Origin of the sequence: Brevundimonas diminuta (assembly GCF_039673845.1) — a bacterium.
GTDB lineage: Bacteria > Pseudomonadota > Alphaproteobacteria > Caulobacterales > Caulobacteraceae > Brevundimonas > Brevundimonas diminuta_E.
Genome location: NZ_JBDJMK010000004.1, coordinates 122,506 through 147,021, shown reverse-complemented (window position 1 = coordinate 147,021; position 24,516 = coordinate 122,506). Strand labels below are relative to the sequence as shown.

Below are 24,516 nucleotides of genomic sequence, written 5' to 3'. Positions count from 1 at the left end.
GGCGAGGCTTAAGCCGCCATGCGCTGCGGCGTCCAGACCCGAGTGAAACGAAGCAGCATGTCTTCGGCTGCGGAAGGCAGGTCGTCAGAGGCGATCAGACGTACGAAAAGGTCGCCTGCCTTGCGCCTTCCGCGCGCGGGCAGGCCCAGTCCACGCAGGCACAGCCGCACCGGCTCCATCATGTCCGGCACCAGCCATGCGGATTGCGGCCCGGCGTGGGTGTCGATCTCGATCCGGCCGCCGTCGCGCATCATGCGCGGCGCGATGGGCCAGTCCATGAACATGTCCGCCCCCAGCACTGACAGGCCGTCGGCGGGCCGGATCAGAACGCGCAGTAGGGCGGGGCAGCCTTTCAGCCGGATGCGGTCGGCCGTGCGCACGCCGGGCGGGACGTGGATCAGCAGGCGCCGCCCCCAGGCCTCGACCATGACGCTGCCGCCGGTCAGGGCCTGCATCGGCGTCAGCACCACCAGCGGCGGGGGACCAGAGGCGAATGGCGCGGCCTGAACCGGCGCCGGGGCGGCTGCGTGATGCTGGGGGGCGGGCAGGGCGCGCACCTGGGCCTGCAACAGGCGGTAAGCCGCAATGGTGCGGCGGAAACGCTCGGCGTCGCCGCCGGGATGGTCAGGTCGGGCGGCCTTCACCGCCGCACGGAAGGCGACGGCCAGCGCCTGCGATCCCGCCGGACCGTTCAGGCCGAGCAGGTGACGGGCGTCCTCAATGGAAAGGCTGTCCACGCGCATGGCTCGACTGTGACGTCGATATGGTCAAGGCGGAGTTAACCCTGTCGGATGCGAAGGGGCCTGTGTGCGCCCTTGGGCGATTGCGACCTGTGACGCGCGGCGCAAGCGGGCCTATAAAGGCGTATGACCCAGTCCGTGATCCCGCCCAGCCCTTCTCGCGAAGACTACGCCGCCCAACTGGAGGCCAACGCCGACGAGAGCATCTTCGACCGGGCCGACCCTATCGCCCTGTTCACCGAATGGCTGGACGTCGCGCGGGGGACTGAGCCGAACGACCCCAACGCCATGGCGCTGGCGACCGTGGACGCGCAAGGAAACCCGGACGTCCGCATGGTGCTGTTGAAGGACGTTGATGCGCGCGGCTTCACCTTCTACTCCAACCGCGAAAGCGCCAAGGGCGAGCAGCTTCAGGCCTGTCCTTCGGTCGCCCTGCTGTTTCACTGGAAGAGCCTGCGCCGTCAGGTGCGGGTGCGCGGCCCGATCCAGCCGGTCAGCGTCGAGGAGGCGGATGCATATTTCGCCAGCCGGGCGCGTGAAAGCCGCATTGGCGCCTGGGTGTCGGACCAGTCGCGCCCTCTGGCCGATCGGCAGACGCTGGAGGCGCGCGTGGCCGAACAGACGGCGCATTTCGACGGTCAGGACGTGCCGCGTCCCGAGCGCTGGACCGGCTGGCGGGTCAATCCGGTCCAGATCGAGTTCTGGCGCGACCGTCCGTTCCGCCTGCATGACCGGCTGCGTTTTGATCGCGCGCTGGGCGAGGCGGACTGGAGCCGGGGCCGACTCTGGCCCTGACGTCTCAGGTCTGAACCCTCAGTCCATCCAGCGCTTCAGCAGCGGGTGCGCCAGCACAGGCGCCGCCAGTCTGACCACGGCCTGCGGATCGTCCAGACGCACGGCGGCTGTGGCGTCGGCGACGATGAAGTCGGCATGGACGCGCGACGGCTCGGTCAGGCGTTCATGGCCGGGCCGGACGGTGGCCAGATATTGCTGGATGACGGATTCGGCCGTGCGGCCGCGCTCCAGCTGATCGCGCAGCAGGCGGCGGATGAAGCGGATGTCCGCCGGGGTGTCGACGAAGACGCGGATGTCGAACAGTTCGGCCAGGGCGGGGGTGCACAACAGATGCGTGCCCTCGACCACCACCACCTCTGCGGCGGGCACGGATTCGCCGCCCGGTTCACGGCTGTGGGTGACGAAGGAATAGAGCGGAGCGGTGACGCTGCGCCCCGCCTTCAGTTCTGACAGATGTGTGATCAGCAGATCGTGATCGCGCGCGGCGACATCGTCGAAATCATGTGTCGCGGCGTCGAAATCCGGCAGATCGACCGTGTCCTGATAATAGGAATCTTCGCGCAGAAGGGCGGCGACCCCGCGCGGCAGCGATGAAATCAGGGCTTCGGCCAGGGTGCTCTTGCCCGAACCCGAGCCGCCGGTGATGGCGATCAGAATTGTCATGGGCGGCTCTTTCACCGGGCAGGGCGGGGATGCAAGCCCCGATCATGCCGTCGGAACGGCGATCTGTCGCGCCCAGGCTTCCCTTGCGGCACGTTGCGTCGCCCCGTTCCGTTGTCTTAGCGTGCAGATCAAGCGCCGCTTTCAAATCAGGCGCATAGACGAGGGAAGATGCCGAATGCTGGGTATGATGCAGGACTGGTCGTTGACGGTCGACAAGATCCTCGACCACGCGAAGAACTGGCACGGGCAGCGCGAGGTCGTCACCCGGTCGGTCGAGGGACCGATCGTGCGCACCACCTATGCGCAGATTCATGATCGTGCGCGCCGCGTGTCGTCGGCCCTGCTGGCCTGGGGCGTAAAGCCGGGCGACCGTGTCGCCACCCTGGCCTGGAACACCGGCAACCACATGGAGACGTGGTACGGCATCATGGGCATCGGCGCGGTGTGCCACACCCTGAACCCGCGCCTGTTCCCGGAACAACTGGCCTACATCATCAACCACGCCGAAGACCGGATCATCTTCACCGATCTGACCTTCGTGCCGCTGCTGGAAGCCATCCTGCCGCACTGTCCGACGGTCGAGCGGGTCATCGTCCTGACCGACGCCGCCCATATGCCACAGGCCAAACTGCCCAAGGGCGAGGCCTATGAGACGGTGCTGGAGCAGTCGTCCAACGACGTGACCTGGGGCGGATTCGACGAACAGACGGCCTGCGGTCTGTGCTACACCTCGGGTACGACGGGCAATCCGAAGGGGGTGCTGTATTCGCACCGCTCGAACTTCCTGCACACGCTGATGGGCCTGCAGTCGACCGTCATGGGCGCCACGCCCAGCGAAGTGATCCTGCCGGTCGTTCCCATGTTCCACGCCAACGCCTGGGGTCTGGCCTTCGGCGGTCCGGCCGCCGGGACCAAGCTGGTCATGCCGGGCTCCAAGATGGACGGCGCGTCGATCTATGAGTTGATCGAGACCGAAGGCGTCACCTTCTCGGCCGCCGTGCCGACGGTGTGGCAGGGGCTGTATTCCCACATGGTCGAGAACAATCTGAAGTTCTCGACCCTGCGCAAGGTGCTGATCGGCGGCGCGGCCTGTCCCGAGGCCCTGATCCGCGGCTATCGCGACAAGTTCGGGGTTGAGGTGGTCCATGCCTGGGGCATGACAGAAACCTCGCCGATCGGCACCGTCTCCAATCTGACGCCTGAGCTGAAGGCTCTGCCCTATGACGAACAGATGGCATGGCGTCTGAAGCAGGGCACGCCGCCGCTGGGCGTCGAGCTGAAGATCAAGAACTACGCCGGTCAGGACATGCCCCACGACGGCAAGACCTACGGTCGCGTCATGGTCAAGGGCCCGGCCATCGCCGGCGCCTACTTCAGAGGGGATGGCGGCGACATCCTGGATCATGAAGGCTTCTTCGATACCGGCGACATCGCCAGCGTCGACACCCAGGGGTTCATGCAGATCACCGACCGCGCCAAGGATGTCATCAAGTCCGGAGGCGAATGGATCAGCTCCATCGACATCGAGAACATCGCTGTCGGCCATTCGAAGGTCGCCATGGCCGCCGTCATCGGCGCGGCGCACCCGAAATGGGATGAACGCCCGGTGCTGCTGATCAAGCTCAAGGACGGCGAAGCCGAGGACAAGCAGGAGCATCTGGACTTCCTGCAGGGCAAGATCGCCAAATGGTGGATGCCGGATGACGTCGTCTTCGTCGACGATATCCCGCTGGGCGCCACCGGAAAGATCGACAAGAAGATCCTTCGCGAGCGAATGAAAGACTACCGGCTGCCGACGGCCGGGTGATTCGACGGAAAGACGGCCATGCCGACCTCACGCCCCAGAGGCCAGTCTCTGGCCGTGCTGCTGCTGATCACAGCGCTGCTGGCGCCCGGACTGCTGTTTGTTGCGGTGTTCGGGACGCGGCTGGGGCTGTGGGGCGTGGACTTCGGCATGGGCGTTCTGGCCATGAAGGCAGGGCGGGTGCTGGCCTGGATCGGGCTGGCGGCGGCCCTGCTGGCCTGTCTGCTGGCCCTGCGCGACCGGCGACTGCTGGCGATCGCGGGCGCAGCCCTGCTGTTCGCGGGCGTGACGATCGGCGGTTATCTGGTGCAGGAGCGCCGCTTGACCGACGCGCCGCGCGATGTCGCCACCGACACGACAGAGCCGCCGCCCTTCGCCCGGATGCTGGCGGCTGAGCGACGTCTGGCGGGCGTGGCTGAAAGCACGCCGGTAGCGTGTGAAGGCCTGGACGCCGTGTCCAGTCAGGTTGCGCCCGAAACGGCGGCCTGGGCTCTGGAAAAGGCGGGGTTCACCGTCGTCGGCACGGCGCCCTTCCGCGTCGATGGCATGAAGGAAGGCTTCTGGTTCGGGCTGAAGCACGATGTCAGCATCCGCATCCGTCCCGGCCGCACGGACGTCCGCGTCGCCGGACGCGACGGCCTGCCGGTCGGGGACGAAGCCTGCCGCCTTGCCAAGGCGGTCGTCGCCGAACTGACGCCTTAAACGCCTCAGTCTCAGCCGTTGGTCAGCCGCCATCGGGCGGCCATATCCGCCTGCGGCGACGCTTCGACCCGGCCGTCCTTCTGCAGCTTGATCAGGTGGGCCAGCACCGACAGGCTGGCGGCGGGCCACAGTCGCTGATCGACGGCGGCATATAGAACGGGAACCAGGTCGCTGATCTGTTCATCGCCTGCCGCCAGTCGCGCCACGATCTGGGCCTCCCGCTCCAGGCGATGGGCGCGATAGGCCTTCAGGAAAGAGGCGACCTCCGTGACGGGCGGGCCATGTGTGGGCCAGATCGTGGAAAAGCCGCGCGCGATCACCGCATCCAGACTGGCCATATAGTCGGCCATGTCGCCATCGGGCGGCGCCACCACAGTCGTCGACCAGCCCATGATGTGGTCCCCGCTGAACAGGGCGTTCTCGTCCTTCAGCACAAAGGCCATGTGATTGGAGGCATGTCCCGGCGTGGCCATCGCCTCGATTGTCCAGCCGTCGCCCTCGATGGTTTCGCCGCTGGTCAGGACGACATCAGGGTGGAAATCGGCATCCTCATCTTCGTCCAGCGCGCCTGAGGCGTGGATTGTCCGTTCCGGCGGCCTCATGGCCAGGATCGGCGCCCCGCCCACAGCCTTCGCCAAGGGGCGGGAGAGGGGGGCGTGATCCCTGTGAGTGTGCGTCACCAGAATATGGCTCACGGATCGACCATCAAGCGCTTCGAGCAGCGCCGCCAGATGGGCCTCATCATCCGGCCCGGGATCGATCACCGCCACGTTCGCGCCCGCTTCCTGACCCCCGACGATGTAGGTGCCGGTGCCGGTGAAGGTGAACGGTCCCGGATTGTCAGCGATCACCCTCTGGATCAGGGGAGAAACCTGGTCCCGTCGTCCATAGACGAAATCGAACTGTCGAACGTAGGGGATCATGATCGCTCCTTGCGCACTGAATCACGCAAACGCCCGTTAATGTCGGACGCTAGGCAGGATCATAGCCTTTTGGTTTGCTTCTTTACGGCTGTCTATTGCCGCTTGACGCGCACAGCGCGGCTTTTGGCTACCGTCAGGAGATAGCTGCCCAAGGCTGCGCGTCGCACACGAGCTTCAATTCCCTGCCGGTTCTGGAAGCGTACCGGCGCTGAATCGATCTGACGCCACTCGCTGCCATCCGCCAATCGGAAGGTCCATTTGCCTTCATGGTCCTGGCCGGCGCTTACCAGCGTGGTTTCAATTGCGGAGACTTCATCGTCAGAACCATCGCCACCGCTAGTGAAAAAAGAGGGTAGGGCGGGCGCATTGAAGCCAAACAGTTGGCGGCGAGTTTCGTGAATCTGTTGTCGTTCCATGACGGCAAGGTCGCCCTGACGCTCAGCGACATCCAGGGCCTCTGACGCCCTATCAAAACAAGCAAGGCGCGCGGCATCATCGGGCACTGAGCGGCAATGCGAAATCGCGGTTAGCAAGGGCGAGCGCCCAGTGACTAAACTTTGCGCAGCCGTCGCTGATGCCGAAGGCAGGGCAATGGAAATCGTGATGACGAGTGGAATAATTTTCTTCATTTCGTTGTTCTTTTGAATTTCGTTGTCCAGGATTTTGTTCGCCTTTTGATCGATTTATTGTGCGTTTTGCAAGATTTGTAGTGGCGAAATTGCGACGTTTTGGTGTCCCTAATTTATCATATGTGTATTTGTGGTGGCTCGGCCTGATATAACGTGAGTAGTCTTCTGGGTGGTTGTCGGCCATCAATTTTTGATGAGTCGAAATTATGTGCGGATGCGGCCCGGAGGGGGGAACTTCATTGGGTGTTCCGCAAATCAGGAGGACTATCATTGAAATTTCAGATCAACCGTGAGCGCCTTTTGGCGTCGACGATGATCGCGGGAGTGGCGTTGGTCGGTTTTGCCGCGCCTGCGATGGCCCGGTCAGTTTCCGGGCAGGAAGCAGATCAGCCCAGCCAAGTCAGCGACATTGTCGTCACCGGTTCGCGTCTGCGTCAGCCGAACCTGACCACCACCAGTCCCGTTACCCAGGTGACGGGCGAGGATATCAACATTCAGGGCGTGACCCGGGTTGAAGACCTGGTGTCACAACTGCCGCAGGCCTTCGCCGCGCAGAACTCGACGGTCGCCAACGGCGCCTCGGGCACGGCGACGGTGTCGCTGCGCAACCTCGGGTCGTCGCGCACACTTGTCCTGATCGACGGCAAGCGTATGGGTTATGGTTCGCCCCAGGATGATGCGGCTGACCTGAATCAGATCCCGGGCCAGATGGTTGAGCGTGTCGAAGTCCTGACCGGCGGCGCCTCGGCCGTTTATGGTTCGGATGCCGTCGCCGGCGTGGTGAACTTCATCATGCGCCGCAATTTTCAGGGTATCGAGATCGACGCCCAGTACGGCTTCAATCAGCACAACAATAACTATGACGGCGTAGGCAACCTGCGCAACGTTATCGCGGGCCGCGCCGCGACGAACCCGTCGCAGTTCCAACTGCCGGATGACAACGTCTACACAGGTTTCAGTCGTGAAGTGAACATCCTTATGGGCATCAATGCCCCGGATGATCGTGGCAATATCACGCTGTATGCCGGCTACCGCAAGAACAATAAGGTTCTTGGGCGCGATTATGACTATTCTTCATGTTCCTTGGGCGCCAAGCAGGATGGAAATAACTTCACATGCGGTGGGTCTGGTACGTCATTCCCGGGATTGTTCACTGATTTTGATAAGTACGAATACACTGTTGACTCCTCTGGAAATTTCATCCCGTATGATGGAGATTTACATGCCTATAATTTCGGCCCTGTAAACTACTTCCAGAGACCTGACGAGCGTTATACTTTGGGCGCCTTCGGCCATTATGATGTGACCGACAAGATAGAACTTTATGCCCAGCTGATGTTCAGCGACTACTCGACAATTGCGCAGATTGCGCCGTCGGGTAACTTCTTCGGTGAGTTCGCCAACGGTTTCCGTACGACTGATGGCACATCGATGATCAACTGTGACAACCCGCTGCTGAGCGCTCAGCAGAAGGCCGCTGTTTCGTGCGCGCCGGGCCAGCAGGTGGATATGTACATTGGTCGGCGTAACGTCGAGGGCGGCGGGCGTCAGTCTGACTTGCGCTATCAGGCCTATCGCGGTGTTCTGGGCGCGCGCGGCGATCTGAACGATGCTTGGAGTTATGATCTGGCGGTCCAGTACTCCCGTTCGCAGTATACCCAGATTTATCGTAACGAATTCTCGAACACCCGCCTAGCTCGTGCGCTTGACGTGGTTACGGATCCTGTGACGGGCAAGGCGGTCTGTTCGGCGGTTCTGGCAGGTATTGATGCGGACTGTGTTCCGTACAACATCTTCCGCTCGAACGGGGTGACAAAGGAGGCTTTGGACTATCTGCAGGTGCCTCTGCTGGCGACCGGTTGGACGACTCAGCAGGTGGTGACGGGCTCTCTGACCGTCGATCTGGGCTCCTATGGCCTCAAGACCCCATGGGCGGAGCGTGGCGTTCAAGCGGCGTTCGGCGCTGAATATCGTCGTGACTCGCTGGATCTGACGCCTGATGTGTCATTTACATCCGGCGACGGCGCAGGGCAGGGCGGTCCGACTCTGGGCTTGAACGGCGCTAACCAGGTCTATGACGTCTTCCTGGAAGCCCAGGTGCCGATCGCGGAAGGCGTGGCCTTCGCCGATCAGCTGTCGCTTGATCTGGCCTATCGCCACTCAGAATATGACCTAGGCGGCGGCACGGACTCGTGGAAGGTTGGCGGAGATTGGGCGCCTGTTCCGTCGGTTCGCTTTCGCGCCAGCGCTCAGCGCGCCGTTCGTGCGCCGAATGTGATCGAATTGTTCACCTCGCAGGGCTTCAATCTGTTCGACATGAAGGCCGATCCCTGCGATCGCAAGGTGGCCAGCTATATGGGTGATGCGGCTTGTATTGGGACCAACCCGTGGCAGGTCACGGCTAACCAAGCAGACAGCATGGGTATCTCCAGTCCGTCCGGTCAGTATAACGTCCTGCAGGGGGGGGAGACGTCCCTGACGCCGGAATCGTCTGATACCTTGACGTTCGGCGTTGTCTTTACGCCGGAATTCATCCTAGGCTTCAACCTGACGCTGGACTACTTTGATATCAAGATCGACAATCTTATCTCGTCGATTGGTGAACAAAATTCGCTGAATGCTTGCTATACAGCGGGTTTTGCGGATGCTTGTAATAACATCAAGCGCAATGCCAACGGTCAACTCTGGGTTGGTACCGGCAACGTCGTGGATCTGAACACCAACATCGGTGGTCTGAAGACGTCGGGGCTGGACGTGGCGGCCAACTATAGCGTGGACTTGGCCGATTTCGGTTGGGAGAAGGCGGGTCGCCTGGGCTTTGCCCTGATCGGCACCTGGCTCAACTCTCTGGAGACCGACACTGGCCTGGGCCTGAGCAACTCCAAGTATGATTGTGCAGGCTTCTACGCCAACCAGTGCGGTGTGCCGAACCCTGAATGGCGCCACCGTTTCCGCGTGGATTGGCAGACGCCCATCGACGGCCTGAACATCAACGGCACCTGGCGCTATTACGGCAAGGCCGAGCTTGCTGTTCTGGGCTCGGACGGCAGCCTGAACAATGAAGCCGCTGGTATTTTGGATCGGACTCTGGATTCCCAGAACTATTTCGATCTGGCCGGCACTTGGCAGGTCCGTGACAATGTCTCGGTGCGCGCGGGCGTTAATAACGTCTTTGACAGCGATCCGCCGCTGTCTATGAACGTTGGCACGACGGGTAACAATAATACTTACCCGCAGCTCTACGATGCAATGGGGCGTTATTTCTTCTTTGGCGTCACAGCCAATTTCTGATTGTTTCAAATAAGTGGGGGCGGCGAGTTTTAATAACTTGCCGCCCTTTTTATATCTGCAGGGGCTCTATTCCCGGCGGACGCGCACGGCTCGGCTTGAGCCGAGATTCAAGAAGTAGCTACCGAGTGCAGCCTTTCTGACACGAACTTCCTCCCCGTGGCGTGTGTGAGGGGAGGGGACGCGAGTATTGTCGATCTGCCGCCAGATCGACCCGTCAGCTAAATAAAAGATCCAGGCGCCGTTAGGTGTTAACGTGGCGCGTTCGAGAGTTGTTTCAAGGCTTTCTATATCATCTCCGCCGAACACCGAAGGAAGGCTTGGAGTAGTGAAGCCGAACATAGCTCGTTTCGCAGCATCTACCGCGGCGCGCTCAGCAATAATCACGTCACCGGCTGCCGTAGCAGCGCGCACCACAGTCATCCGGTCATCATAACATGCAAGTCTCTCTTCGGCGTTTGAGATCGCTTGACATTCAGTAAGGCGATCAAACGGCGTCGCACTATTTTGTGCCCATGCAGTTCCGCTTGGGGCGGATAGCAGCAGCAAGTATGCGGCGATTGAAGGAATTTTGGACATAAAATTTATATCAAGCATGGTTTTGGGGGTCTTTTCCTGCAAGATTTATCGGAGCGAAAGAATGTCTTTTTAGAGGCTTTGGAGCATGTATGTGGCGATTTTGAGACATATCATGTCCAAAATGTAGCTAGCGCTGTAAACGTCGATGAAGAAACTTACTTTCCAAGATATTGGCATGAACAGTCAGGCTCAGGAATCGATATTTCGGAGTCGGGGCTGGGTTCGAGGCGCAGGTCCGAGCGGTAGATTTTTTGCCATCGCCTGGTCTCCTTTATTTGTCGGAGGGAAAATTGATTTCCATTGAGAATCGCAAGCGTTTGCTGGCGACGACGATGATCGCCGGAGTGGCTGCCATCGGTTTTGCCGCCCCTGCGTTCGCGCAGAGTGCGTCGCAAGAAGATGTCGCTCGTGTCGATGAGGTGGTGGTTACCGGTTCACGTATCGCCCGGCGTGACGCTGTCGCCGAGAGCCCGGTACTGACTGTTCAGCAAGAGGATATCACGCACTCTGGTTCGACTACGGTTGAGCAGTATCTGAACACCTTGCCTCAAGTGACGGCGGGTCTGAGCTCTCAGTCGAATAATCCCAGTTCTAACGGCCGGGCTTTTATCGATCTGCGCGGCTTGGGATCAGGTCGTAACCTCGTTTTGATCGATGGGCGCCGTCCGATGGGGTCGACGGCTGGTGGCACGGTTGACGTCAATACAATTCCTGCTGCTCTGATTGAACGTGTTGAAATCATCAGTGGTGGTGCAGCCTCGACCTATGGCGCTGATGCCGTGTCGGGCGTGATCAACTTCATGTTGAAGAATGATTTCGAAGGTATTCAACTAGACTCGCAGTACCGTCTGACTGAACAGGGTGACGGGCAGGAGTGGGGAACAGACATCACTTTCGGCGGTCGCTTTGGTGATGGCCGCGGCAATGCTGTCTTTAATGCCAGCTATTTCAACCGTGAAGTTATGTATAAAGGCGCTCGTGAATTCGCTGCACAGGCAAGTAACACGACCGGTGTGTTCCCCGGCGGTTCGGTCGCATTCGGTGCTAATGCTCCAGATCAAGGTAAGGTTGATAACGTATTTGGCGGGTCAAATCGATGCCATTACAGCGGCGGCCATGCGGGTTTTGGTTTCAATCCAGACGGAAGTCTGTTTTGTACTGGATTGAGTAATAACGCTAATTATAATATGTATGGCTACACGGGGCCGGATGCAGCAATTGCTACTGGATTTGCGCCAAATATATTTTCTTATAACTTTGAACCAGATAACATTCTAGTGCTCCCGATGGAGCGGTGGAATCTGTTTACTAGAGTTAACTATGAAGTAAACAAACACTTCAAGCCCTTTGTTCAGGCTTCTTATACGAACTATAATGCTCTTCAGGAACTCGCTCCAACGCCAGCAGGTGGGACGACTGGCTGGAATATTGCTGTTGATAACCCCTTTATCGGATCTCAACTGCGTGATCTGCTTGCGCTTCGCCCAGATCCTAATGCACCTGTAGCCTTCTCTAAGCGCTTCAATGATATCGGTGGACGTACGGGGTATAATACTCACGATGTCTGGCAGATAATCCTTGGCACCTCGGGGGCGCTGGCTCGGACCAATACGTGGACCTATGATCTCTATGCCTCATATGGACGTTCAGTCCAAAACGAGATCCAGGGCGGCAACATTCGCCGTGATCGTGTTGGTCAGCTGCTTGGTCACGTTGAAGCAAAAGGCGATACAGAAACAGCTGCTCAATATGCAGCTCGCGTAGCCGCTTTCCGCGCGCCGACAATAGCGCAGCAGGCTGCGTTGTCCGGAGGTGCTTGCCCCAACGGTCTCAATCTCTTCGGTGCGGCGCCGATTGATGCAGCTTGTGCAAAATGGATCAGTCTTGAAGCCAAAAACCTGACGGTTGCACAACAGTCAGTAATTGAAGGAACTGTGAGCGGTGACCTCTTCCAATTGCCTGCTGGTCCGGTTCAGGCGGCATTTGGCGGCAGCTACCGTGAAATCGACTTTGATTTCCGTCCGGATGGCGGGCTGCAGCCAGGCCTTGTGGCTGGTTTCAATGAGCAGTTGCCGGTTAAGGGCTTCCTGAACTGGAAAGACGTTTTTGCGGAACTGTTGATCCCGGTCGTCAAGGATGTTCCTTTTGTTCAGGATCTTTCGCTTTCGCTGGGCTGGCGCGTCTCCGAGAACAGCCGTTCAGGTTCAAGCGAAAGCGCCAAGGCCAATGTGGACTGGCAGGTGAATGATTGGCTGAGGTTCCGTGGTGGGGTTCAGACAGCAGTGCGTTCACCGACTATTTCTGAACTTTTCGCTCCGGGAACCAATAATTTCCCTGGCTTCAAGGGGCAGGATCCTTGCGATACGTCGACGGCTGCGAACGATTTCAACCGCAAGGGCGCCAATGGCGCGAAAGTCCAGCAATTGTGCGCCCTCCAGTCCGTTGTGGCTGGGCGAGATAGCTTTACCTATGACGGCCAGGCTAACTCTTTGGGCGGAGGGAATCCGGATCTGAGGCCTGAAAAGGGTGAGTCGATCACTGCGGGATTTGTCCTGCATTCACCGTTCAGTACGGGCGGTTGGATGGATTCGCTGTACTTCTCGGCCGATTACTGGTCGATCAAACTTGATGATGTGATCGGTTCTACCGGTGTCGCAACCATTGTTCAGCGGTGCTTCAATCGTGACGGCGCGAACCCGACTTATGATCCCAATAATCAGTGGTGTCAGTTGTTCCAGCGTGATCAGGCGACTGGTGGCGTAATTCGAGTTCAACAGTTTTCGCGCAACCAGGCCATGCAGGAAACAAGCGGCGTTGACTTTGCTTTCAACGTTGGCTTCCCGCTTGGAGGTTATGGTGACCTGGGCATTAATGTGCTTTCAACTTGGGTTGAGAAATTTAATACTCAAGTGTCGTCGGCTGATCCGACCAATGATTTTGTCGGATCGATCGGCAACACTACTGGTTCGGCTATACCGGAATGGCGCCATACGGTTTCCGGTAACTGGCGTTTGGATCCGTTCTCTGTGACGGCTACGGCTCGTTACATTGACTCGATGGTGCATGCTGCGACTGTTACAGGCGGATCTGGTACGGGTGTGGATTCGATGTGGTATTTCGATCTACGCGCGACCTATGACGTGAACGATGCAGTTTCACTGCGTGTTGGCGTCAATAACCTGTTTGACGAGCAGCCGCCGATGTATTCGCCGAACATTCAGGCAAATACGGACCCGTCGACCTATGACGTTCTGGGTCGTCGTTACTTTGTGGGCTTGACCGCGCGCTTCTAAGTGCAGGCAAGTTCTTGAAGATTAGGCGGCGGATCAATGATCCGTCGCCTTTTTCATGAATATTGCGCTGTTTCGAGTGAAGGCAGCGGCTAATTTGAAATGAGAGATGAGCCCAGCATCAAAGGCATCTTGAGCTATGGATAGGCTTCAGGGATCAAATGATTTTGTAGTGCGGGGTGGCGCGCCACTCCCTCATGTTCATGAGAAGGAGTGGCGCGAGTGACGGGGCTCGAACCCGCGACCTCCGGCGTGACAGGCCGGCACTCTAACCAACTGAGCTACACCCGCGTTTCTCTCCCCGCGAGGAGGAGAGGAAGGGGCGAATACGGGGCGTCGCGCTGTTGGTCAAGCGCATTGTCGTGATTTCGATAAAAATCTGCGAATTCAGACGCTAGCGGCCGCAATCCAGACCCGCAGCATCGGGAGACGCGGACCCTCCGGGGCCAAGCGCCTTCTGCATGAAGACGACGTCACGCCAGCCGTCGAACTTCCATCCGGCGTCACGGAAGACCCCAGCGTGGGTGAAACCGGCAGCTTCATGCAGGGCGATGGAGCCGGCATTGGCGCTGTCGCCGATCACTGCCACCATCTGACGCATGCCAAGGGTGGTGCAGTCGTTCAAAAGAGCGTCCAGCAGGGCCCTGCCTACGCCCCTGCCGCGAAAGGCCGTCGAGACATAGATCGAATCCTCGACCATGAAACGATAGGCGGCGCGCAGCCGGTAAGGCGCGGCATAGGCGTAACCTGCGACCTCCGCGTCGATCTGCGCGACCAGGACGGGCAGGCCCAGAGCGGCGGGCGCGGCCAGACGGGTGTGCATTTCGTCGACGGTGGGGACGTCCAGTTCGAACGTCCCCGTGCCGTTCAGCACGCTGTCGGCGTAGATGGCCGTTACGGCCGCCAGATCGGCTTCCGCAAACGGCCGGATGATCACGCCTTTTCCCAGCCCTTTTCGACAGCCCAGACGGCGAAGGCATAGTCGTGGGCGATGTCCTTGAGGTAGTCGAACCGCCCCGAAGAGGCGAAGTGGCCCGCCTCCATGTTGATCTTCAACAGCACCGGTTTGCCGGAGGTCGAGGCGGGACGCAGCTTGGCTACCCACTTCTCAGGCTCCCAATAGGTGACGCGCGGGTCGGACAGGCCGCCGGTCGCCAGCAGGGCGGGGTAGGGCTTGGCCTCGATCTGGTCATAGGGGCTGTAGGAGTGGATGTAGTCGTAGGCGGCGGCGTCCTCCAGCGGATTACCCCATTCGGGCCACTCTGGCGGGGTCAGGGGCAGGCTGGTGTCGCTCATGGTGTTGATGACGTCGACGAAGGGCACGCCGCCGATCACGCCCGCCCATAGGTCCGGCCGCATATTGGTGATGGCGCCCATTAGCAGGCCGCCTGCCGAGCGGCCTTCGGCCACGATGTTCCCGGCCTTGGTGTAGTTGCGCGCGATCAGGTGTTCGGCGGCGGCGACGAAGTCGGTGAAGGTGTTCTTCTTGGTGAAGCGCCGGGCGGTCAGGAACCAGTTCCAGCCCTTGTCCGAACCGCCGCGGATGTGGGCGATGGCGTAGATGAAGCCGCGGTCAACCAGCGACAGACGGTTGGTCGCGAAACTGGCCGCCATCGGGATGCCGTAGGAGCCGTAGCCATAGAGCAGCAACGGCGCCGACCCGTCGACCGGCGTGTCCTTGCGGCGCAACACCGTCACCGGCACCAGTTCGCCATCCGAGGCCGGGGCGTTCAGCCGCTCGACCACATAATCCGCCGAATTGTGGCCCGAGGGGATTTCCTGAACCTTGCGCAAGGTGCGCTCGCGCGTCTTCAGGTCGTAGTCATAGGTCGAGGTCGGCGTCGAAGGCGAGTTGTAGCCATAGCGCATGACCGTGGTGTCGAACTCCGACGCGCCGCCCAGCGACAGGGCGTAGGCGGGCTCGTCCACGGCGATCTCATGCTCGGCGCCGGCGCGGTCGCGGATGACGATCTTGGTGTTGGCGTCGGCGCGCTCCTGACGGCCGAGATAGTCCTTCACGAGGGCGACGCCCTCGATGTAACGGCCCGGCGTGTGGGGGATCAGATCCTTCCAGTTGGCCTTGCCCGGAGCGTTGGTCGGCGCCTCCATCACCTTGAAGTCGATGGCGTCGTCGGCGTTGGTGCGGATGACCCAACGGTCGCCCCAGTGGTCCAGATCATACAGGCGGCCGACGTGGCGCGGCTCGGCCACCACGGGCGTCGCCGTGGGGGTGGCGGCTGGTATGATGCGGCTTTCCGAGGTTTCTTGATTGCCGATGGAGATAACGATGAAGGCGTCGTCGGCGGTGCGGCCGATGCCCTGGAACATGCCCTCGTCGGTTTCTTCATTGACCAGCGCGGTTTCGCCGCCGCGCGCCGGGCGGCGGAAGATCTTGTCCGGACGGCCGTTGTCGTCGCGGTTGGTCCAGAAAATCCACTGGCTGTCGGGCGAGAAGGTGAAGTTGGCGCTGGCCGATTCGATCGGGTCAGGCAGCACTTCGCCGGTGGCCAGATCCTTCACATAGATCTTGTAGACTTCGGAACCCTGTGCGTCCTCGGCATAGCCGAACAGGGCGTGGTCGGGGCTGTGTTCGGTCGCCGAGACTTCCGAATAGGCCTTGCCCTCGGCCAGCTTGTTGCAGTCCAGCAGGATGACCTCGCCATCTTTTTTCCCGCGCGGGCGGCGGCAATAGAGCGGGTGCTGGTCGCCGGTGTTGTAGCGGACGTAGTATTCCCACGGCCCGTCGGCGGCGGGGACGGAGCTGTCGTCTTCCTTGATGCGGCCCTTCATCTCTTCGAACATCTGGGCCTGCAGGGGCAAGGTGGAGGCCATCATGGCCTCGCGATAGGCGTTCTCGGCTGTCAGGTGTTCCTTGACGTCAGCCTTGATCAGCGAGGGATCGCGCAACACGGCCTGCCAGTTGTCGTCCTTCATCCACTGATAGTCGTCGACGCGGACGCGGCCCAGCTGTTCGATGCGGACGGGGACCTTCTTGGCGACGGGCGGGGTGGGCTTGGACATCGAGGCTCCGGTACTCTGGCGGGCAAGGGCGGGGGAGGCGGCGATCACGCCGACAGCGGCGGTCGAGGCGATCAGTTCACGGCGGTTCATGGCGTGGGCTTCCCCCTGAATATGATTTGAGCCGGACCTTGTGCCCGGCGGCGTCCGGCGTCAAATGGCGACATGGTCATTCAGGATCTTCCGCCCGAACAACCGGCCGTTGTCGCCGCTGCGCCGCCCGAATGGGATTTGACCGTCGGGGTCATCAACGCCACCGTGCAACTGGATCAGGCCATCGACGGCGGCCAGAGGAAGGTCGGCACAGGCTTTCTGATTTCCGCGCCCAGTCCAGATGGGACGCCGCGCGTTCTGTTGGTAACTGCGCGCCATGTGCTGGATGTCATGCCGGGGCGTGAGGCGCGGATCGGCTGGCGCACGGCTGAGGCGGACGGCGCCTGGAAGTTCACGCCGGAAACCCTGACCATCCGTGACGCGGCGGGCGCGCCGGTCTGGACCTCTCACCCCGAGCGCGATGTGGCGGTGATGCAGATTTCGGCGCCGCCCGCCTTTGCGCAGGCGGCGATCCCGGCGGGCTGGCTGGCCGATGCGGGGGCGTTCGATCGCTGGCGCATGGGGCCGGGGGATGAACTGATGGCGCTGGGCTATCCGCATGGACTGTCGGCCAACCGGGCGGGCTTTCCCATCCTGCGGCTGGGGCGGATCAGTTCATGGCCGCTGACGCCGATCCGGCATTTCCCGACCTTCCTGCTCGACTTCGTGGTGGCGCAGGGCAATTCGGGCGGCCCGGTCTTCTGGACCCCGGCGGCGCGTCGCGTGCCGGGCGCGCCGGTTCCCGACCATCCCTTCATCGCCGGGGTGCTGGTTCAAGAGGTTCAGAGCGGCGGACAGGGCATCGACCTGGGCGTCGTGGTCCATGCCGACTATGTGCGCGAGACGATCGCCCTGCTGGATCAGTCGACCGCTGAGCCTGCGCCGCAATCGAACGCCGCGCAGTAGCGGCGGCGCATTTCGTTTCTGATCAGAGCGGGGTCTTCCGGGCTGGCGCGGCTGACCTGAGCATACCAGACGTCCCAGCCGATCGGTTTCACGGTCGGCAGATAGTCCACGCCGTGCAGCGCCAGGACGCGGGCGATCCCTGCGGCCTGCCAGGCTTTCTCAGCTTCAAGGTCGGGGTATAGCTCGGCCATCCAGCCGCGCAGCAGCGCAGCCTTTTCGGGCGGCATCTCATCGACCTTCCAGTCCCTGATCGAGCGTTCGGCCGCAGAACGGCTGCCGCCATAGAAGCTGTCGGTGAAGGCCTTGGCGGCCCGGATATGTTCTGGGCCGGGCTCGGGCCCCTCCCAAGGTTGACGCAGCGGTTCGTCGCCTTCCAGCAGGATATCGAAGGGCAGTTCGATAGTGAACGGAACGCCCGCAGGTTGAGCCACGCGCCCTCGGAACACGACGGCCAGGGCGGCCTGTTGAAAGCCCGCATCGGCCGGCTTGGCCGACATGGCCCCGCACCGGGACAGGGCGCCGCTTTCGTTATTCATGCACTCCAGCGTGACGGTCCCGTTGATCCGCAGATCTTTGGCCAGGGCTGGGTAGTCGGCGGGCTTCACATCCGGCGCTGTCTCCCAATGTGCAGGTTCAGCCAGCAGAGCCAGGGTCGCCAGAAGCGTAATCATGCGGGGAACTCCAGGCTATTCAGGGCTGGCAACGTTTTCGGCCGTTAGCCCGCAGTCGTAGCGGGCGCAATAGCGGCGGCGGAGTTCGATCATCGGTTCGCGCGGATAGAGGTCGCGTCCGGCTTCTTCCAGTTGTGGAACCCAGGACTGATCCCAGTCATCCGGCTGACTGGTCGGCATGGTCTTCAGGTCGCGCAAGGCCAGAACGCGAGCGACCGCCATCCCCCGCCTCTGTCGCTCGGTTTCAAGGTCGCCGAACAGTTCACTGATCCAGCCTTCAGTCGTCCGGCGCATTTCGGGCGGCATCTGATCCAGCTGCCATTGCCGCCTCAGACGGACGAGGGGCGCGACGCTGCGTTGCGCGAAACGACGGCCGCTTTCCAGTTGGATTGCGTCAGGCTGCGGGCCGGACCACGCGGGCGCGTTTTCGCTGTAGAAGGGGAGGTTGTTGAACGGAATCCGCACCTTGAAGGCGCGCTCCTGAGGCGTGACGCCGGGTGCGGCAGGCGTCAGTCGGGCGCGCTGAATGACGGCCACGGCGGATTCGGCGAACCCCAGACCGTCGGGCCGGGCGCGCATGGCGGTGCAGGCGTTCGGCTGGCCGTCTGCAGGCGTCAGACAGTTCACTTCAACATATCCGCCAATACCCAGGGCGGCGGCGAAAGGCGGGAAGTCGTCTGATGTCGGGACGGGGCGGGTGACCCAAGCTACAGGCGGAGGCTCCTGTAGGGCTTGGTCAGGCAAAAGGCCTAGGGTCAGCGCCATGATGACTATCATGGCTGTGGCCGCTCGCCTTCACATCCATAGGCAGCGCAGTATCGACGTTTCATTTCAGCATCGATTTTGATGAAATCTGAGGCGGAATAGGCAGAAAAGGCGTCCAATTCAGTGATCTCTGGGGCATTTTCACCGAAAATGAAGCGATCGCTTGATTCCTTGGCCCACAGGCGCGCCATACCCAAGGCCATGGATTCCGCCAGCGCATCATCTGAAGGAAAGAGTTCTTCAGTCCAGGACAGGATGGTCGCGCGCCGATCGTCCGGCAGATCATAAAGACCCAGTCGCTCTTCGACTGAAGGCATCCCGACCGCCGCCACGACGTCGCGAGCATTCGCAAGGAGGGCGGGCGAAGGTTCAGGGCCAGACCAGACGGGAATATCGACCATCTCGCCATTGTCGTCATCGTAAACTGTGAATGGCAGCCTGACGACAAATTGGGATGGTGTGGCGACTCCATTGACACGGCGAGGGTTGAGGCGGTGCCTGAGGATGATCCGTTTGGCGGCGTCGCCGAACCCCAACCCGACAGGGCGCTCCTCAATGACCAGGCAAGACTCAGGGCTGCCAAGGGAGGTCACGGCGCACTCCAGCGTCACATCTCCGTTGACGTTCAGATACAGGGCGAAGAGCGGATAGTCCTCCTCATCGACCTGTGGCGGAACGATCCATGAGGGATTTTCGATTGAAACAGGCTTGGACCTGCTGGAGGGCTTGTCTTGGGTATGAGCGAAAGCGCTGCCCCCCATCAACGTCAGCGTTAGAACTGCCGTCACCAGTAATCGTTGCATACGAAAACGCCTCCGGTGCTGAGGTTGCACAGGAGGCGTTCGCAGCTCAAGTCATGTAATCGGCGATCAGCCTGCCAGGGCTTCGACGCTCATGCGTTGCAGCAGGTCGCCGCCCTGTCCGACGGCGGCCAGACGGCTGGAGACGTGGCCCAGCACATTGGCGGCGTAGACTTCATAGAGGTCCAGCTTGCCCTGTAGCCAGGCGGCGTCGCCGTCATTGGCGTCCAGCTTCGCCTTGGCGGCAAGAGCGCCCTTGGCCAGCATCCAGCCGCCGACCACATCGCCCATCAGTTTCAGATAGGCGTCGGCGCCTGACAGGACGTCGGCGGCGCGGGCCGGGTCCGACTTGGCGTCCAGCAGCCAAAGGGTGGCGTCCTCGACCGCCTCGATGGCGGTGGCGAAACGCTCGACCGGCTTGCCGGTATAGAGGCGGTCGATCTGCGCCAGCGTGGTCTTCATCTCGGCGATCAGGGCCTTGGCCGACTCGCCGCCGTCCATCGACAGTTTGCGGCCCACCAGATCCATGGCCTGAATGCCGTTAGTGCCTTCATAGATCGGGGTGATGCGGGCGTCGCGATAGTATTGAGCGGCGCCGGTTTCCTCGATGAAGCCCATGCCGCCGTGGACCTGAACGCCCATCGAGGCGACCTCGCAGCCGACGTCGGTGGACCAGGCCTTGGCGATCGGGGTGAACAGGTCCTCGCGGCCCTTCCAGGCCTTCCGCTCTTCCTCGGTGGCGGCGTGGCGGGCCAGGTCGGCGGCGATGCCGGTCGACAGGCAGATGGCGCGGGCGGCGGCGACCTTGGCCTTCATCACCGACAGCATGCGGCGCACGTCGGGGTGATCGAAGATCGGCGCGTCCTTTTCGCCGGTCCAGACGCTGCGGCCCTGACGGCGCTCCAGCGCATAGGTCAGGGCGTGCTGATAGGCGCGCTCGGCGATGCCGACGCCCTCGACGCCGACGGCCAGACGGGCGGCGTTCATCATGACGAACATATGGGCCAGACCCTGGTTCGGCTGTCCGACCAGTTCGGCGCGGGCGCCCTCATAGCTCATGACGCAGGTGGGCGAGGCGTGGATGCCCAGCTTGTGCTCGACGCCGACCGGGCGGAAGGCGTTGCGCTCGCCCAGAGAACCATCGGCGTTGACGGCGAACTTGGGCGTCAGGAACAGGCTGATGCCCTTGGGGCCCGCAGGCGCGTCGGGCAGGCGGGCCAGCACCAGATGGACGATGTTGTCCGTGGCGTCGTGGTCGCCCCAGGTGATGAAGATCTTCTGGCCGGTCAGGGCATAGGTGCCGTCGCCGTTGGGAACCGCCGTTGCCGTCAGGGCGCCCAGATCGGACCCGGCGTGCGGTTCGGTCAGCACCATGGCGCCGGTCCATTCGCCGCTGACCAGCTTGGGCAGATAGGTGGCCTTCTGGTGTTCGTTGCCGACCTGCTCCAGCGCCTCGATGGAGGCCAGCGACAGCATGGGGCACAGGCCGAAGGCCATGTTGGCCGAGTGGACGGTCTCATAGGCCGCCAGCTCCAGCGCCTTGGGCAGGGCCTGTCCGCCGGCCTCGACCGAGGCGGTCAGGCTGGTCCAGCCGCCCGCTGCGAACTGCTGATAGGCGTCGGCGAAACCGGGGGCGGCCGTCACGGCGCCGTTGGCGTATTTGGCGCCCGCCAGATCGCCGGGGCGGTTCAGCGGAGCCAGAACCTCTTCGGAAAACTGACCGGCGGCATCCAGCACGGCTGAGGCGACATCGGCGTCGTAATCGGGAAAGGCGCCGGTCGCCGCCACCTGGCCGATCCCGGCCACGGCGTCGAGGGCGAAGGCGATGTCACGGACGGGGGCGCGGTAGCTCATCGGTTATCCTCAGAAAGACGTTGCGCTTCTGTCGGCCGCCGCGCCCTTGGGCGCAAGCCCGCTTGGACTTTGGTCGAGATTCCGCGCACTGTGGCCCCCCTGTTTGAACGGCTGACGCCGCGTAAGGAAAGGCCGACCGTGCCCGCCGACCGACCCGCCAGGGGCGACAGCCCCGAAATCGCCGCCGAGGCGCTGAAAACGGGGCGTCTGGTCATGTTGCCGACCGAGACGGTCTATGGGTTGGCGGCTGACGCATCGAATCCGCAGGCCGTGGCGCGAATCTTCGAGGCGAAGGGACGGCCGCGCTTCAATCCGCTGATCGCCCATGTCGCCAATGCCGTAGACGCCGAAGATATCGCGGTGTTCGACGCCAAGGCGCGGGCTTTGGCTGAGGCCTTCTGGCCGGGACCGCTGACCATTGTGGCGCCGGTCCGGGATCGCGAACGGGTGTGCGATCTGGCGCGTGCGGGACTGGACAGCGTGGCCGTGCGCGTACCGGGCCATCCGCGCGCGCGGGCGGTCATCGGCGCCTTTGGCGGGCCGGTCGTCGCGCCGTCGGCCAACCGTTCGGGGCGGCCCAGTCCGACGACCTTCGCCGACGCTCTGGAAGAGACGGGGCATGCCGTTGGCGCGGCGGTCGATGGCGGCCCTTGCGCTGTGGGAGTCGAGAGCACTGTCGTCTCGGTGCTGGACGGTCAGGTCGCCCTGCTGCGCCCCGGCTCCGTCACCCGCGAAGAGATTGAGGCTGTGGTCGGGGCTCTGGCCGAAGGCGGGCAGGGGCATCGCTCGCCCGGCCGTCTGGCCCTGCACTATGCGCCCGATGCGCCCGTGCGGATCGAGGCGGACGGAGCGAAGGACGGGGAGATCCTGCTGGGCTTCGGCGCGGGCGTCGGCGATCCACGCTGGAGCCTCAGCCCGAGCGGCGACGTACGCGAGGCGGCGGCCAACCTGTTTCGCCTGCTGCGTGAGGCGGACCGCACCAAGCCCAGCGGGATCGCCGTATCGCCCATTCCGGCCAAGGGGCTGGGCGAGGCGATCAACGACCGCCTGCGCCGCGCGGCCGGGTTCGTGGGCTAGAGAAACCGCGCCTTCACATCCACGCTGGACGCCTTGCCGACCTTGGGCAGGCAGCCCTCAAGCCATGCCTCGGCGGCTGTCCGACCATGCTGTTTCAGCTTGTTCAGATAGGTCCACTCGGTGTCGAACTTGGAGTGCAGCGACTCCTCGCCTAGCCATTCGTCGGCCTCGATGACGTGGATGCGGATGCCGCGCCGACGGTCTTCGCCGGGCTTCAGCTTGCCCTCGGCGATCAGGTCCTGAACGAAGGCGACGGCCCTCAGTTCGGCGACCAGCGGGGCGTTGAAGACGATCTCGTTCAGGCGGTCGTTGATGTCGCCCGCCTCGCGCGGCGCCTCGTCACGCTGGAACGGATTGAGCGGCAGCAGCAGGATATCGTCCGGCGTGTCGGTGTAGAACAACGGCCACAGCGCCGGATTGGCCAGATAGCCGCCGTCCCAATAGGGCTCGCCCTCAATCTCGACCGCCTGAAACAGCTGGGGCAGGCAGGCTGAGGCCAGCAGCACCTCGGGCGCCATTTCTTCGGACCTGAAGATGCGCGAACGGCCTGCGCGAACGGCTGTCGTCGAGACGAACATGCGGATGGAGGAGGCGCGCAGGGCCTCGAAATCCACCGCCGTCTCCAGAACCCGGCGCAGCGGGTTCAGGTTGAACGGGTTGAAGGAGTAGGGGCTCATCGACAGGGCCAGCGTCTGCCCCGCTTGCCACATCGGCGTGCCCTTCAGCCAGTCGGGCGTCAGGGCCTTGGACCAGACGGAGCTGTCGCCGAAGACGTTGCGGCCGCCGGACTGGTTCACCTCGCGCCACAGCAGGTCCAGCGCCTCGCGTCCGCCCTTGGCGCCGCCACGCTCCAGCCCGGTGATCAGGGCGGCTGCGTTCATCGCCCCGGCCGAAGCGGCGGTGACGGCGCGCACGTCCAGCACATCGGCCTCAAGCAGCCGGTCCAGCACGCCCCATTGAAAGGCGCCGTGCGCGCCGCCGCCCTGCAGGGCCAGACAGACAGGTTTGCGTTTCGCCATCAGCCTCTCCGTCGTTCAGCCCGCGCAGGGCGCAATCAGGCTATTGGGCTGTCCAGCCGCCATCGACAGAGAAGTGGGCGCCGTTGGCCGAGGCGCCGAGGTCCGACGCCAGATAGAGGAAGATGCCCGCCAGTTCGTCGGTCGTGACGAAACGCTTGGTCGGCTGCGAGCCCAGGATGACGTTCTTCATCACGTCTTCTTCGCTCATGTTGCGGGTGCGGGCCTGATCCTGAATCTGCTTGGCGACGATCGGCGTCTCGACAAAGCCGGGGCAGATGGCGTTGCAGGTGATGTTGTCCTGCGCCAGTTCCAGCGCCACCGTCTTGGTGAAGCCGATCACGCCGTGCTTGGCCGCGACATAGGCCGACTTGAACGGGCTGGCGACCAGACCGTGAGCCGAGGCGATGTTGATGATCCGGCCGCGCCCCTGAGCCTTCATGATCGGGATCGCCGCCTTGGTGGCGTAGAAGGTCGAGGACAGGTTGATGGCGATGATCTTTTCCCACGCATCAGCGGGGAAGTTCTCGACGGCTTCGACGTGCTGGATGCCGGCGTTGTTGACCAGGATGTCGAGGTGGCCCAGTTCGCGCTGCGCCGTGGCGATCATGTCCTCGATCTGATCCGGCTGGGTCATGTCGGCCGGGTGATAGAGGACGCGCACGCCAGTCTCGGCGGCCAGATCAGCGCGCGTCTTTTCGATGGCGTCAGCGTCGCCAAGGCCGTTCAGCACCACATCGCCGCCGCACAGGGCGACCGCCCGCGCAAACGCCAGACCGATGCCCGAGGTCGAGCCGGTGACGACCGCGACGCGGCCCTTGAGATCGTTCATCGCGAACATGACAGAAAGAACCCGTGGATGATGATGCTGCAACGCAACCTAACCGCAGTCGTTCAATCTGG

At 62.3% G+C, this 24,516-nt stretch carries 20 protein-coding genes and 1 tRNA gene; 7 read left to right on the top strand and 14 right to left on the bottom strand.

Annotated elements, in window-relative coordinates:
- Positions 1-8: 8 nt before the first annotated feature.
- Positions 9-743: a J domain-containing protein gene (locus ABE454_RS05645; protein ID WP_346529863.1), complete on the bottom strand. Its 735-nt coding sequence runs from the start codon at positions 741-743 to the stop codon at positions 9-11.
- 123 nt (positions 744-866) lie between these two features.
- Between ABE454_RS05645 and pdxH the strand changes: the two genes are divergently transcribed.
- A complete protein-coding gene (gene pdxH / locus ABE454_RS05640; protein ID WP_346529862.1) occupies positions 867-1,535 on the top strand; it encodes a pyridoxamine 5'-phosphate oxidase in 669 nt (222 codons plus the stop codon).
- Between the two features lie 18 nt (positions 1,536-1,553).
- On the opposite strand, the gene udk is transcribed toward pdxH, so the two are convergent.
- Positions 1,554-2,198: a uridine kinase gene (udk, locus tag ABE454_RS05635; RefSeq protein ID WP_346529861.1), complete on the bottom strand. Its 645-nt coding sequence runs from the start codon at positions 2,196-2,198 to the stop codon at positions 1,554-1,556.
- A gap of 175 nt (positions 2,199-2,373) precedes the next feature.
- Between udk and ABE454_RS05630 the strand changes: the two genes are divergently transcribed.
- Complete coding sequence (locus ABE454_RS05630; protein WP_346529860.1) at positions 2,374-4,005, top strand: long-chain-fatty-acid--CoA ligase; 1,632 nt, start codon at positions 2,374-2,376, stop codon at positions 4,003-4,005.
- 18 nt (positions 4,006-4,023) lie between these two features.
- Positions 4,024-4,704: a DUF1499 domain-containing protein gene (locus ABE454_RS05625; protein ID WP_346529858.1), complete on the top strand. Its 681-nt coding sequence runs from the start codon at positions 4,024-4,026 to the stop codon at positions 4,702-4,704.
- 11 nt (positions 4,705-4,715) lie between these two features.
- On the opposite strand, the gene ABE454_RS05620 is transcribed toward ABE454_RS05625, so the two are convergent.
- Both ABE454_RS05620 and ABE454_RS05615 read right to left on the bottom strand, forming a co-directional pair.
- Entirely contained in the window at positions 4,716-5,627 is a 912-nt protein-coding gene (locus ABE454_RS05620; protein WP_346529856.1) for an MBL fold metallo-hydrolase, read from the bottom strand.
- 92 nt (positions 5,628-5,719) lie between these two features.
- Positions 5,720-6,256 (bottom strand): hypothetical protein, encoded by a 537-nt coding sequence (locus tag ABE454_RS05615; RefSeq protein ID WP_346529855.1) that lies wholly within the window; start codon positions 6,254-6,256, stop codon positions 5,720-5,722.
- Positions 6,257-6,526: 270 nt separating this feature from the next.
- Between ABE454_RS05615 and ABE454_RS05610 the strand changes: the two genes are divergently transcribed.
- Positions 6,527-9,547 (top strand): TonB-dependent receptor domain-containing protein, encoded by a 3,021-nt coding sequence (locus tag ABE454_RS05610; RefSeq protein WP_346529853.1) that lies wholly within the window; start codon positions 6,527-6,529, stop codon positions 9,545-9,547.
- Positions 9,548-9,613: 66 nt separating this feature from the next.
- On the opposite strand, the gene ABE454_RS05605 is transcribed toward ABE454_RS05610, so the two are convergent.
- On the bottom strand, positions 9,614-10,165 hold the full coding sequence (locus ABE454_RS05605; protein WP_346529852.1) for a hypothetical protein: 552 nt from the start codon (positions 10,163-10,165) through the stop codon (positions 9,614-9,616).
- 248 nt (positions 10,166-10,413) lie between these two features.
- Here ABE454_RS05605 and ABE454_RS05600 point away from each other — a divergent pair, with 248 nt between their 5' ends.
- Complete coding sequence (locus ABE454_RS05600; protein WP_346529849.1) at positions 10,414-13,416, top strand: TonB-dependent receptor domain-containing protein; 3,003 nt, start codon at positions 10,414-10,416, stop codon at positions 13,414-13,416.
- Positions 13,417-13,627: 211 nt separating this feature from the next.
- Here ABE454_RS05600 and ABE454_RS05595 read toward each other — a convergent pair.
- The 3 genes from ABE454_RS05595 to ABE454_RS05585 all read right to left on the bottom strand — a co-directional run bounded on the left by ABE454_RS05595 (position 13,628) and on the right by ABE454_RS05585 (position 16,524).
- A tRNA-Asp gene (locus ABE454_RS05595) sits at positions 13,628-13,704 on the bottom strand.
- Between the two features lie 103 nt (positions 13,705-13,807).
- Complete coding sequence (locus tag ABE454_RS05590; protein ID WP_346529848.1) at positions 13,808-14,350, bottom strand: GNAT family N-acetyltransferase; 543 nt, start codon at positions 14,348-14,350, stop codon at positions 13,808-13,810.
- On the bottom strand, positions 14,347-16,524 hold the full coding sequence (locus tag ABE454_RS05585) for a S9 family peptidase (protein WP_346529845.1): 2,178 nt from the start codon (positions 16,522-16,524) through the stop codon (positions 14,347-14,349). The genes ABE454_RS05590 and ABE454_RS05585 overlap by 4 nt, the downstream gene beginning before the upstream one ends.
- Before the next feature lie 72 nt (positions 16,525-16,596).
- Here ABE454_RS05585 and ABE454_RS05580 point away from each other — a divergent pair, with 72 nt between their 5' ends.
- Positions 16,597-17,430, top strand: coding sequence for a trypsin-like serine peptidase (locus ABE454_RS05580; RefSeq protein ID WP_346529843.1), 834 nt, complete (start codon positions 16,597-16,599; stop codon positions 17,428-17,430).
- Here the strand turns inward: ABE454_RS05580 and ABE454_RS05575 are convergent.
- The 4 genes from ABE454_RS05575 to ABE454_RS05560 form a co-directional block, all read right to left on the bottom strand.
- Positions 17,385-18,101, bottom strand: coding sequence for an energy transducer TonB (locus ABE454_RS05575; RefSeq protein ID WP_346529842.1), 717 nt, complete (start codon positions 18,099-18,101; stop codon positions 17,385-17,387). The two genes, ABE454_RS05580 and ABE454_RS05575, sit on opposite strands and share 46 nt — an antisense overlap.
- 15 nt (positions 18,102-18,116) lie before the next feature.
- Positions 18,117-18,866: an energy transducer TonB gene (locus tag ABE454_RS05570; RefSeq protein ID WP_346529839.1), complete on the bottom strand. Its 750-nt coding sequence runs from the start codon at positions 18,864-18,866 to the stop codon at positions 18,117-18,119.
- A gap of 8 nt (positions 18,867-18,874) precedes the next feature.
- Positions 18,875-19,669 (bottom strand): energy transducer TonB, encoded by a 795-nt coding sequence (locus ABE454_RS05565; protein ID WP_346529837.1) that lies wholly within the window; start codon positions 19,667-19,669, stop codon positions 18,875-18,877.
- A 66-nt stretch (positions 19,670-19,735) separates the two neighbouring features.
- Entirely contained in the window at positions 19,736-21,520 is a 1,785-nt protein-coding gene (locus tag ABE454_RS05560; RefSeq protein ID WP_346529836.1) for an acyl-CoA dehydrogenase, read from the bottom strand.
- Positions 21,521-21,658: 138 nt separating this feature from the next.
- Here ABE454_RS05560 and ABE454_RS05555 point away from each other — a divergent pair, with 138 nt between their 5' ends.
- Positions 21,659-22,597 (top strand): L-threonylcarbamoyladenylate synthase, encoded by a 939-nt coding sequence (locus ABE454_RS05555; protein ID WP_346529834.1) that lies wholly within the window; start codon positions 21,659-21,661, stop codon positions 22,595-22,597.
- Here the strand turns inward: ABE454_RS05555 and ABE454_RS05550 are convergent.
- Positions 22,594-23,616, bottom strand: coding sequence for a patatin-like phospholipase family protein (locus tag ABE454_RS05550; protein ID WP_346529832.1), 1,023 nt, complete (start codon positions 23,614-23,616; stop codon positions 22,594-22,596). The genes ABE454_RS05555 and ABE454_RS05550 overlap by 4 nt on opposite strands.
- 40 nt (positions 23,617-23,656) lie before the next feature.
- Positions 23,657-24,454: a 3-hydroxybutyrate dehydrogenase gene (locus ABE454_RS05545; RefSeq protein WP_346529829.1), complete on the bottom strand. Its 798-nt coding sequence runs from the start codon at positions 24,452-24,454 to the stop codon at positions 23,657-23,659.
- Positions 24,455-24,516 lie beyond the last annotated feature (62 nt).

Coding starts and splice junctions, on each gene's coding strand:
- ABE454_RS05645 (WP_346529863.1), bottom strand. CDS start 743: ATGCGCGTGGACAGCCTTTCCATTGAGGACGCCCGTCACCTGCTCGGC.
- pdxH (WP_346529862.1), top strand. CDS start 867: ATGACCCAGTCCGTGATCCCGCCCAGCCCTTCTCGCGAAGACTACGCC.
- udk (WP_346529861.1), bottom strand. CDS start 2,198: ATGACAATTCTGATCGCCATCACCGGCGGCTCGGGTTCGGGCAAGAGC.
- ABE454_RS05630 (WP_346529860.1), top strand. CDS start 2,374: ATGCTGGGTATGATGCAGGACTGGTCGTTGACGGTCGACAAGATCCTC.
- ABE454_RS05625 (WP_346529858.1), top strand. CDS start 4,024: ATGCCGACCTCACGCCCCAGAGGCCAGTCTCTGGCCGTGCTGCTGCTG.
- ABE454_RS05620 (WP_346529856.1), bottom strand. CDS start 5,627: ATGATCCCCTACGTTCGACAGTTCGATTTCGTCTATGGACGACGGGAC.
- ABE454_RS05615 (WP_346529855.1), bottom strand. CDS start 6,256: ATGAAGAAAATTATTCCACTCGTCATCACGATTTCCATTGCCCTGCCT.
- ABE454_RS05585 (WP_346529845.1), bottom strand. CDS start 16,524: ATGAACCGCCGTGAACTGATCGCCTCGACCGCCGCTGTCGGCGTGATC.
- ABE454_RS05580 (WP_346529843.1), top strand. CDS start 16,597: ATGGTCATTCAGGATCTTCCGCCCGAACAACCGGCCGTTGTCGCCGCT.
- ABE454_RS05575 (WP_346529842.1), bottom strand. CDS start 18,101: ATGATTACGCTTCTGGCGACCCTGGCTCTGCTGGCTGAACCTGCACAT.
- ABE454_RS05570 (WP_346529839.1), bottom strand. CDS start 18,866: ATGGCGCTGACCCTAGGCCTTTTGCCTGACCAAGCCCTACAGGAGCCT.
- ABE454_RS05565 (WP_346529837.1), bottom strand. CDS start 19,669: ATGCAACGATTACTGGTGACGGCAGTTCTAACGCTGACGTTGATGGGG.
- ABE454_RS05560 (WP_346529836.1), bottom strand. CDS start 21,520: ATGAGCTACCGCGCCCCCGTCCGTGACATCGCCTTCGCCCTCGACGCC.
- ABE454_RS05550 (WP_346529832.1), bottom strand. CDS start 23,616: ATGGCGAAACGCAAACCTGTCTGTCTGGCCCTGCAGGGCGGCGGCGCG.
- ABE454_RS05545 (WP_346529829.1), bottom strand. CDS start 24,454: ATGTTCGCGATGAACGATCTCAAGGGCCGCGTCGCGGTCGTCACCGGC.